7 protein-coding genes and 1 pseudogene are annotated in these 10,145 nt (G+C 72.9%); 1 reads left to right on the plus strand and 7 read right to left on the minus strand.

From position 1 onward, the window contains the following. Nucleotides 1–2,064 (minus strand): M91 family zinc metallopeptidase, encoded by a 2,064-nt coding sequence (locus DMB66_RS38615; RefSeq protein WP_125809084.1) that lies wholly within the window; start codon nucleotides 2,062–2,064, stop codon nucleotides 1–3. After that, on the minus strand, nucleotides 2,061–2,390 hold the full coding sequence (locus tag DMB66_RS38620; RefSeq protein ID WP_125809085.1) for a hypothetical protein: 330 nt from the start codon (nucleotides 2,388–2,390) through the stop codon (nucleotides 2,061–2,063). The genes DMB66_RS38615 and DMB66_RS38620 overlap by 4 nt, the downstream gene beginning before the upstream one ends. A 114-nt stretch (nucleotides 2,391–2,504) precedes the next feature. Between DMB66_RS38620 and DMB66_RS38625 the strand changes: the two genes are divergently transcribed. Further along, nucleotides 2,505–3,923: a serine/threonine-protein kinase gene (locus tag DMB66_RS38625; protein WP_233625141.1), complete on the plus strand. Its 1,419-nt coding sequence runs from the start codon at nucleotides 2,505–2,507 to the stop codon at nucleotides 3,921–3,923. Nucleotides 3,924–4,309: 386 nt separating this feature from the next. Here DMB66_RS38625 and DMB66_RS38630 read toward each other — a convergent pair. The 5 genes and pseudogenes from DMB66_RS38630 to DMB66_RS38650 all read right to left on the minus strand — a co-directional run. Next, nucleotides 4,310–4,522 (minus strand): annotated as a pseudogene (locus tag DMB66_RS38630) (transposase); the annotation flags it as partial. 149 nt (nucleotides 4,523–4,671) lie between these two features. Continuing rightward, nucleotides 4,672–5,085 carry a nuclear transport factor 2 family protein gene (locus DMB66_RS38635; RefSeq protein WP_125809087.1) on the minus strand — a complete coding sequence of 138 codons (414 nt, stop codon included), beginning with the start codon at nucleotides 5,083–5,085 and terminating at the stop codon, nucleotides 4,672–4,674. Between the two features lie 422 nt (nucleotides 5,086–5,507). Further along, entirely contained in the window at nucleotides 5,508–6,965 is a 1,458-nt protein-coding gene (locus DMB66_RS38640) for a hypothetical protein (protein ID WP_125809088.1), read from the minus strand. Continuing rightward, nucleotides 6,962–8,902 carry a dynamin family protein gene (locus DMB66_RS38645; protein ID WP_125809089.1) on the minus strand — a complete coding sequence of 647 codons (1,941 nt, stop codon included), beginning with the start codon at nucleotides 8,900–8,902 and terminating at the stop codon, nucleotides 6,962–6,964. The genes DMB66_RS38640 and DMB66_RS38645 overlap by 4 nt, the downstream gene beginning before the upstream one ends. 57 nt (nucleotides 8,903–8,959) lie before the next feature. After that, nucleotides 8,960–9,847 (minus strand): IniB N-terminal domain-containing protein, encoded by an 888-nt coding sequence (locus DMB66_RS38650; protein ID WP_125809090.1) that lies wholly within the window; start codon nucleotides 9,845–9,847, stop codon nucleotides 8,960–8,962. Nucleotides 9,848–10,145: the final 298 nt, after the last annotated feature.

Here is a 10,145-nt window from a genome sequence, read left to right on the forward strand (position 1 = left end):
TCAGTACCGGGGCCGTTGCGGGGCGCCGAGCTCGGCGCGCAGGCCGTTCTCGGTCAGCTCGTACGGGTGGTCGGGGTCGATCCGGTTCGGGGTCGACGGATCGTTGTCGTCGTCGATCGGCAGGCCGGCGGCCTCGCGTTCCCTGTTCGGCACCCCGGGGTTGTCCGCGCCGGTGTAGACGCCGTCGGCGAGGGTGTCGTGCGAGTAGTCGTAGACGTGGGCGAGTTCGTGGTAGAGGACGGTGACCGGCGGCCCGTCGTACAGGGTGTCGAACGACGGGTTCACGGTGACCTCGTACGACTCCTTGCCGAAGTTGCCGGGGGTCGACGTGGCCGTGCCGTTCTCCTCGCCGAACTCCTTGATGGTCAGCCCGTTGCCGTCGTAGAACCAGTTGGCGCTGTCGTCGTGAGCCTGCTGCAGACCGTCGAGCATCTGCTGGCCGTTCGGCGACGAGCGCAGCATGTCCAGGTCGGCCTGGACCCGCTCGACGAACTCGGGCGAGCCGGAGATCTTGATGTACTGGGCCTTGTCGGAGATCTGCACGTTGACCGTGCGTTCGGTGCCGCTGGTGGCGTCCTCGCCTTGCTGGACGTAGGCCTGATCGTTGCCGGCACCACCGTCGACCGAGTCGTGCCCGGCGCCGGCGTAGATCACGTCGGCGCCGGTGCCGCCGCGGATGATGTCGTTGTCCCGGCCGCCGGAGAGCATGTCGTTGCCGGCGCCGCCGTCGAGGGTGTCGTCGCCGGTGCCACCCTCCAGGTAGTCCTGGCCGAAACCGCCGTCGAGCCGGTCGGTGCCGGACAGCCCGTAGAGGGTGTCGTCGCCCAGCCCGCCGGACAGGGCGTCGTTGCCCGCGCCGCCGTCGACGTAGTCCCGATCGGCACCGCCGTCGAGGGTGTCGGCGCCGCCGCGGCCGTACACGTTGTCGATGCCGCCCCCACCGCGCACGGTGTCGCCGCCGTCACCGCCGTCGGCGGTGTCGTCACCGGCGCCGCCCTCGATCAGGTCGCCGCCGCCGGCGCCGGTGATCCGATCGGCGCCGAGGCCGCCGTAGAGGCGGTCGTCGCCGGCACCGCCGTCGATCACCTCCGTGATCGGCTTGGCGGTGTCCTCGCCGGGCAGGTGGGTCCGGGACGCGCCGGCGGTGATCCGGTCGTCGCCGCCGCGGCCCTCGATGTGGTCGCGGCCGTCCAGGCCGAGGATGCGGTCGCTGCCGTCGCCGCCGCGCAGCGTGTCGTCGCCCTCGCCGCCCAGCAGGGTCAGCCGCACCCGGGTGCCGGGCGCGACGTCGATGGTGTCGTTGCCCTCGCCGGCGCGGATCGTCACGTCGTAACCGGCCGGGAACCGGGTGACCTGCCCGTTCACGGTGACGATCTGCTCGCCCGTCTTCGGATCGACCGACATCGTCACCGAGTCGTCGCCGGGGCCGGTGTTGAGCACCACCGAGTTGCCGTCGTAGATCCAGTTGGTGCCCTTGGCCTCGGGCGGCAGCTTCCAGCCGTCGTCGTTGCCCTCCGCGACGTCGCGCCAGGCGCCCGCCAGGCTCCGCACGTCACTGCTGGCGTTGTCGATCGCGACGCGGTAACGGTGCAGCCCGGTGTCGAGTCCGGAGCGGATGCCATTGGCCTCGGCGATCGCCGTGTTGACCCGCTTGACCTCGTCGTCGTCGCGGAACTGGAACGTGATGCTGCGCCCGGTCTGCGCGGTCGGCACGCCGGTGCGGCCCAGGCTGTCGTTCAGCTCGTGCTGGGCGGTGGCCAGCGCATCCGCGACGGAGGACAGCGACGACGCGTACGTCTCGACGTTGTCCAGCACGTCGGTGACGCCGCGGCCGAGCTTGCCGAGATGATCATGGTACGAATCGGCGGCCTCGCCGCTCCAGGCGTTCCCGCGCAGCGGCTTCGCGGCCCGGTCGACGCCGTCGCGGTGGGAGTCCGCGGCACGGGCGAACGCCCGCCACCGTGCGGCGGCACCGTGCAGCGCGCTCGGGTCGGCCTCCAGGTCCCAGATGTTGTCCATGGTCGCCGGGGCCGGCGGCGCGGCCGGCGGGTCGGGCGGGATCACGGCAGCGGCCTCTTTCCCCCGGCGTTCAGCTGCCGCTGCATCGCCTCACGATCGGCTTGCTGGTAGGCGAACGCCACCCGGTACAACCGGTCGACATCCCCCTCGTACACGCCGGTGATCTCCCGCCACGTCTCATCGACCGCCGCCAGTGCCTCGGCCGCCGCGAGCGCGCACCCACCGCTCTCCGCGGCGTTACCGAACGCCGTCCCCGGCGGCGCGACCGCACCCTGCGCCGACGACCACGCTCCGGTCATCCCGTCCGCGCCGGCCAGCGTCACCTTCGCCAGCCGCACGATCTCCTCCGGATCAGCCCGCACCTCGTCCACAGTCGGCAACGCTATCAACAAAGATCCATGGGCCGCGACGATCTGGTGTCGCCCCTGCGCGAGCGCGCCCTGTACCTTGTGTTCGGCTTATCGGCGGGCATGGTGAGGACGTTTGTGACGGATCGACCGGCGGCAGAGGTCGCGGCGTTGTTGCCCGGGGATCCCACGAGCATCGGCCCGTACCGTCTCCTGGGCCGCCTCGGCGAGGGCGGCATGGGCACCGTCTACCTCGGCACCGGCCCGACCGGGCGGCGGGTGGCGGTCAAGGTGGTCCGGAGCCATCTCGCCGCCGACCCCGAGTTCGCCAGGCGGTTCCGCCGCGAGATCGACGGAGCGCGCCAGGTTCCCCCGTTCTGCACCGCCGAGGTCCTGGACGCGGACCCCGACCACGCCCAGCCGTACCTCGTCGTCGAGTACGTCGACGGGCCCAGCCTGGCCGACGTGATCGACCGGGACGGGCCGCTGACCGCGGCGAACCTGCACGCGCTGGCGATCGGGGTGGCCACCGCGCTGACCGCCATCCACGGCGCCGGCGTCATCCACCGCGACCTGAAGCCGCGCAACGTGCTGCTTCCGCCGGGCAGCCCCAAGGTCATCGACTTCGGCATCGCCCACGCCCTCCGGTCGACGAGCCGGCTCACCGCCGAGAACCAGCTCGTCGGCACGGTCGGCTACATGGCGCCGGAACGCTTCGAGGTGCGACCGGGCGGCTCGGTCCAGCCCGCCGCCGACATCTTCTCCTGGGGTGCGGTGGTCACCCTCGCCGGCACGGGTCACGAGCCGTTCCACGCCCCCTCGGCCATGGCGACGGCGGCCCGCATCGTCACCGACGAGCCGAACCTCGACGGCCTGCACAGCCCGCTGCGCGAACTGGTCGCGGAGGCGCTGTCCAAGGATCCCGCGCACCGCCCGACGGCGCGCCAACTCCTCGACCGCCTCCTGCGGCCGGGTGGCCTGACACACGGCACCACGGTCCTGCACGACCAGCCGGATCTGCGTGCCGCGGTCGAGGCCGCGACCTGGCGGTACACCGTCACCGACGGTTCGGCGCGCCGCCGCCACCGCCGGCGACTCGCGGCTGCCGGTGCCGCGGTCGTCCTGCTCGGCGGGGCCGCGGCCGCGGTTCCGCTGATCCAGGCTCGGAGCCAGGGCAGCGTGACTCCGGCATCGGCACCGCCCACACCGTCGGCGTCAGCCTCGGCATCACAGCCCGCGACCGGGCCGGAGCCGGCCGCCGGCGACTGGATCGGTGAGCTGGAGCAGAGCTTCAACAGCCCCCAACCGGTCCATCTGCGACTCCCACCGGGTGCCGACAGCGGCACGATCCGCTACCCCCGCCTCGAATGCTCGGGCACGGTCACGGTGACCAGCCGTTCCACCGAGAAGATCGTGCTGGAAGAACGCATCGACACAGGCAAGTGCAGCCCGCGGGGCACCATCGTGCTCTGGCCGGTCGGGCCCACCAGGATGCTGCTGGACTACAAGCCGGCCAACGGCGCCTACTCGGCTCGCGCGACGATGACAAAACGCTGATCCAACTGCCCGCGGTCCGGGAGCCGTTCCCACCGCTCAGGTCCCCCTGACACTGTCACGGCGGATGCGTGGCCCCGCGGCCGCGGGCCGGCGACGCCCGGACCGAGGTCCATCTCGATTGCCGGGCCTCGCCGCCCAGCGACAGACCCCACCCTCCACGCTCGCTTTGCTCTGCTTCCCTATCGGAAACACCCGCTCGGCCGACGCCCGGCCGCAACCGATAGGCAGAACCCCGCACGTTTCCCCACCGGTGTTTCCCATAGGGAAGCAGAGCAAAGGCATCCCAGAAGCTTGGATGCCAACCTGCGGCCTTGTCGAGGTGGTGAGACCAGACGGTGGTCTAGTTGTAGAGGGGCCGGTTGGAGGCAGCCGTGCGGGATGCCGACGAGCCGGTCGTTGCGCAAGGACCGGGCGGCGACGGTCCTCTTCTTCCCGGACGCGCGGGTGATCCGGCTGGTCGCGGCATAGTTCTTCCGGGCCTTCGCCGAGGCGTAGCGGTCCTGGTCGTCACCGAACTCGCCGAGCACCCGGGCGCCGAGGATCACACCGAGTCCGGGCAGGGACAGGATGATCTCAGCGTCCGGATGCCGGCCAAAATGGGCCTCCACCTGCCCGGCTACCTACCCACCGGGAGGCTCACTCCCAGAACTCATCAGGAGCATCCACCGACACCCCGCCAGCCGCAACAAACGCCGTAGGCAGTACCGATCGGACGTGGTGCGGGCGAACGACTCCCACCGCCCACGAATCAGCCGCACTCGGACGGTGGGGGCGTGAAGTAGTCGCGAAGGCTGACGATCTGCCCGTCCCGGACGCGGAAGATCTTCACGAGCGACATCGTCGTCCGCCCGCCATCCGCTTCCTCGAAGACGGTGTCGATCTCGGCGATGAACACGTCGGGGTCCGCGGTCTCGTGCAGCACGTAGGCGGACTGCTCGAAATTCACCGTGCCCTGGTACGCCGGGACTCGCTGATACGCGCGGGATCCGGCACTGATCGCGGCGCGGCCCACCATGCGGCGGGGCAGTGGATGACCCGGGGGCACCAGCGGCGCCTCCAGGACGCCGTCCTCGGCGAACATCGCGGCGTACGCGTCCGGGTCACGGCTGATCGCGGCGGCGTACACGTGCCGTTCGAAGATTTCTCTATGGGTAAGAGCCACCCTCCAGTTTACCTCGCGCCGCCGGTCCTCACAGGCTCGGCAGCAGGTCGCGGACCGCGGCGGGCTGAGACAGCTCCGTGCGGCAGCCGTGGCCCGGCTCCCGCCGCACTCGTCCTCGCGGTCATCCGCGGCCGCCGCGGGGATGACCAGCAGGACGGGACCGCGCCGCTCAGGCCGGTTGGCAGCAGCATCGGCCGTCGTTGAGGCACGCGACACCACGGGCCGCGCGCTCCGGCCTGACCGCGCCCGCCGTGCCGCCGTCGTGGACCACGTCGCCGCCGAGGATCGTGGTGGTGACCGGCAGGTGCCCATGTTGTTTGGATCCAAGCGACCCGTCAATGGTTTGGATCAAAACGAACTGCCCATTGCGACGTTTGATCGCAAATCACCGTCCGCCCGGCCTGAGCTTCGGATCCGGGTCGCTACGCGCCGGCGGGTGCCGCCATGCTGTCCAGGCCGGCCAGGATCATGTCGCAGCTGCGCAGCACCACCTCGGCGGCCCGGCGCTGCGCCGGCGGCAGCGCGCGCCCGTGGGCGTGCTGCCGCCAGCGCTCGGCGGCGGCGTGCGCCTCGGCCCAGGTGTCGTCGGTGGTCGCCTCCGGGGACATGCCCAGGCGCTCCCCCAGGCTGGTGCCGGCGCCGCCGAGCAGCCGCTTGGCGTCGACGGCGTGCTCGCGGGGCAGGTTGACCCGGCCCGCGCGCAGCGCCGCGAGCAGGCGCAGCTCGTGGAACTCGTGCGCGTCGGCGAGCAGCAGTTCGAGCTCGTCCCGCAGGTGGGCGGCCGACGGCACCGGCTGGGTGCGCAGCAGCCGGTCGAGGACGGTGAGTGTCGAGCGGGCGCGCAGCGCGGCCCGGCGGGCGGTGAAGAGCTCCGCAATCGCTGCCTGCAGGTCCTTGAGCCCGCTGTGTTCCTGCAGCCGCTCGCCGAGCACGGCCGCGCTGCCGCAGCCGGTCCGGGTCAACGTGATCGCCAGCCGGATGCCGCCGAGGCCGAGGCGCTGCAGCAACTCGGCCCGCTGCTGGGCGGCGACCGACCGCAGCGCGTCGGCGGCGGTGAACCGGTCGGTCGAGAGCAGGTGCGGCTCGGACGAGTCGCGGGGCAGGGCAGCCATCGTGGCGATCGCCCGGAACTCGTCGTCGCGCAGGGTGCGGGCGGCGGCCGCGATCAGCGGCGAGACGGCGACCACGTCCTGGCAGAGCGCGCCGACCCGGGGCTCGCGGCGCCGGCGCCGGGCGGCCTGCTTGGCGGTCAGCAGGGCGTCGGTGCGGCCGCCGCCGGTGGCGTCGGCCCGGGACAGCACGATCATGGTGTGCACCGGGAACACCGAGGGCCCGCGGATGCCCCGCGCCGCCTGCAGGGTCAGCAGGTCGGCCTCGTCCAGGTGGGGGGTGAGGTAGAGGACCGCGTCGGCGGTCTGGAAGACCTGCGGGAGCGGCAGCTGGGTGTCGATCAGCTCGGTGCGGCGCAGCGTCCGGCTCGGCCATTCGATGACGGCGCGGCGCGCGCCGTCGGGCCGCCCGGCATGCCGGGCGTCCGGGGTCAGCCGCAGGCCGTGCGCGGCGCGGATCATCGGGATCTCGTACGGCGTCCCGCGCTCGTCCTGCCACCAGGCGCGGGGCTGGGTGCCGTCCCGGTAGGTGACGCTCGCCGGCGGGTCGCCGGGCAGCTCGACCGGGGCCAGCTCCTCGCCGATCAGCGCGTTGACCATGGTGGACCGGCCCGACCGGGGTGGGCCGGCGACGGCCAGCCGCAGCGGGCCGGCCAGCCGGTCCAGGGTGGACCGCAGCAGCGCGGCGGCCGGCGGGATCCCCTGGTAGATGTGCGTCGCCTCGCTCAGCAGGCGGTAGGTGCGCCGCTCGAGTTCCTCGTCGTCGATCACGCGCGGTCGCCCAGCGCCCGGGCCTGGGAGTGCAGCTGGGCGAGCCCGGCCAGCTCCTGCCGGATCCGCCGGGCGTGCTGGTCACGGGCGGCGACGTCCTGGTCGGCCGCGGCCTTGGCGTTGCGCAGTGACTCCATGACGGTCTCCTGCAGGTCCTCGGTCACCGCGGTGAAGTGGTCCCGGAGCGCGCGCTGCACCCGGCGTACGGTGTCGCGGGCCTCCTTGTTGAGGCGCACGAAGACGTCGTCGACGTGCCGCTGGACCGCGGTCCGCGCCTCCGCCTGCCGCTTCTTGAGCAGCGACTTGCCCTCGTCGCGGATCGTCTTGCCGCCGAACAGCGCGCCGCCGCCGATCGAGATCGGGTTGATCAGCGACATCCCGGCCAGGCTGGTCGCCAGGCCGAACATGACCACACCGCCGTACGAGCCGCGCAGCCCGATGAAGAGCTTCTGGCCGGCGCTGAACCTGGCGACCGGCGGCGCGTCGAGGCCGGGCACCCCGTCCGTCCGCTCGTCGGCCGTGACCAGCGCGGGCGGCGGAAGCACCCGGCCCGCCTCGGGCGGGAACTGATCGGCGACCCGGCCGGCCATCCACTCGATGCGTTCGGCCAGCCACGTCATGCTGGTCCCGGTCAGCTCCTCCAGGGCCTGGCGCAGCCAGGGCTCGAACTCGTCCCAGGCCTTGGCCGGGTCGGCCGTGGCGAAGAACTCGTCCGATTCGGCCAGCACCGCGCGGATGCGCTCCCGCAGGTCGTGCTCGATGTCCGACATCAGGTCGCCGGCCTCGTCGGAGAGCGTGTTCTGCCAGCGGACGGCGCACTTGCGCAGGTCGTCGAGGCGGCGCTGGGTGGTGTGCAGGCGGGCCACCGCGTCCGGCGTCCCCGCGTTCTGCTGGGCCGCCAGTTCGTCGCGCAGCGGGCCGGCCAGCTCCTCGAGGGTGAGCTGGCCGAGCCGGCTGACCGTGTCGCGGGCCAGCCGGTCGGGCTTGGCCGCCACCATCCGCCGTAGGTGGCCGATGAGGTCGGTGAAGCCGGACTCGTTGTTGAGCGCGGTGTCGCCGGCTCGCAGCGCGTGCAGCCGCAGCGCGGAGGAGACGGCGGTGGTGGCTGCGGGCACCCCGGCCCGGGCCAGCAGGGTGCGGCTGTCGGCGAGGTTGCGGCGCCAGTCGATCGCGTAGTCGGTCTTGGTGAAGACCACCAGCAGGCCGGGGAGGAAGCGGGCCAGGTCCCGCAGCACGGCCAGTTCGGCCCCGGTGAGTTCGCGGCCCGCCTCGCAGGCGTAGAGCACCAGGTCGGCGCCGGCGCAGGCGGCCAGGTCACCGGCGGCGCTGACCGCGCGGTCGGCCGAACCGGGCAGGCCGGGCAGCGCCGGGGTGTCGATCAGCACCAGGCCGCCGGCCAGCAGCGAGCGGGGCACCGCGATGTCGGCGTGCACCGGGGTGCCGGCCGGAAATCCGGCCGCCGCCTCGGTGATCGCGGCGTCGAGCGCTTCCAGGCCGAGCGGGACGCGGTCCTGCAGGCCGACCTCGGCCGTCCATTCGGCGCTCGGCGAGCCGCGGCGGATCAGCTGGGCGGCCGGCGACTCGCCGTGCCGCACCACGGCCGGCACACCGGTGCCACCGTCGGCGTGGACCGCGCACACCCCGGCGTTGATCAGTGCGTTGATAAGCTGGCTCTTGCCCTGGTGGGCGGCGCCGACGACCAGCACCCGCAATTCGGGACGCAGCAGCTGGGCCCGCCGGCGGGACAGCCACTCGGCGACCTCGGAGCGGCCGTGCGCGGTGCAGCTGCGGATCGTGGAGTCGAGGACGTCGAGCCACCACAGGGCACCGGCCGCCCGCAGCGGGTCCGGTTCCGCCGATCGGGCCGGGACCGGGGACGGCGGGACGAGGGAGGCCGGACCCGCATAGGCCGTGGGTCCGGTCTCCCAGCTCGTCATTCGTTCCGCCCAGTCTCTCGTCGTGTCGCCCGACCCGGGACCGGCACCGCGTGCGCCCTACAGGTGCAGCCCGCCCAGCAGGTCGTGCGACGGCTCGGTCTCGTCGGCCGGGTGGAGCACGCCGCCCAGCACGCCGGTGACCTCGTGCCCGGCGCCGCCGACGCTACTCACGGTGCTGCCGAGGTCGTCGACCGGGTCGTGCGGCAGGACGCGGCCCAGATCCGGCTCGATCAGGGACCCGACCGAAGAGGTTGCCCCGCCGACCCCGGCGACGTCAAGGTCCAGTCCGTGATCCAGCGATATCGATGCGGGCAGGTTCCCCACCGCACCCAGGCCACTGTCCAGAATGCCCACCGGGCCCGCGCCGACGCCGGTGGACAGGTGGTCCACACCGGCGGTCACGCCGGTCACGGTGTGCTCGGCCGGGGCCACGACGCCGCTGTCCAGGTGCAGACCCGGGTCGTCGCCCGCGGACAGCCCGCCGACCCCGACCGGCACGGCCGAGGTCACGCCGTCCAGCCCGTCCAGCCCGGCCAGGCCGAGCGAGTTGCCGGAGAGCACCGAGGCTCCGATCGCGTGGTCGCCGGTCACGCTGAGCACCGTGGCGTTCACGCCGCCCAGGGTGGTGAGGCTGAGATCGCCCGCCACCTGGCTCGGCACGACGGCCACTTGGGAGGTGATCGCCTGCAGCTGGGACACCGCACCGGCCATGTCGAGGTTGGCCACGCCGGTGGTCAGGTCGTCGATGCCGGCCAGGTCGTGCAGGCCGGCGGCCGGGGCCGAGTCGACCACCAGCGGGATCACCTGCTGCACGTCGGCCGCGGTGATGTCGCCGAGGCCGGCCGCGTGCAGCGCGGACTCCGGGTCGACCTCGAAGGCCGAGCGGGCCGCCGGGTCGTAGATCAGGTTGAGGACGAAATCCTGCAACGTCGGGGACGAGTCCATGAGGCTCCTTCAAGCCGGGCTTGCGTCGGGTGAGCGGCGCCGGGGTCCGGCACCGCAGCAAACCGTACGGTGGACGTCCGGCGCGGGCATCGGGGTCGGTGCCCCCGGTCGCACCGTGGCCGATCGGTGGTCCTCAGCGGACGGGCGTTAGGGGGTTAGGGGATTCGGCGGCCCGGTTTTTTGGGGGACGATCCGCGCGCCGCCTTCTGGTACGAACATGTGGACCTTCCCGGCCGTCGATGATGGAGGAGTGACCACGTGCCCTATGTCCTGGGGATCGACATCGGCGCCGGCGCCA

The organism is Actinoplanes sp. ATCC 53533, assembly GCF_003947245.1.

What these genes read in the sequence shown, in the direction of transcription:
- DMB66_RS38645 (WP_125809089.1), bottom strand. Translation starts at nt 8,902, where the DNA reads ATGACGAGCTGGGAGACCGGACCCACGGCCTATGCGGGTCCGGCCTCC.
- DMB66_RS38650 (WP_125809090.1), bottom strand. Translation starts at nt 9,847, where the DNA reads ATGGACTCGTCCCCGACGTTGCAGGATTTCGTCCTCAACCTGATCTAC.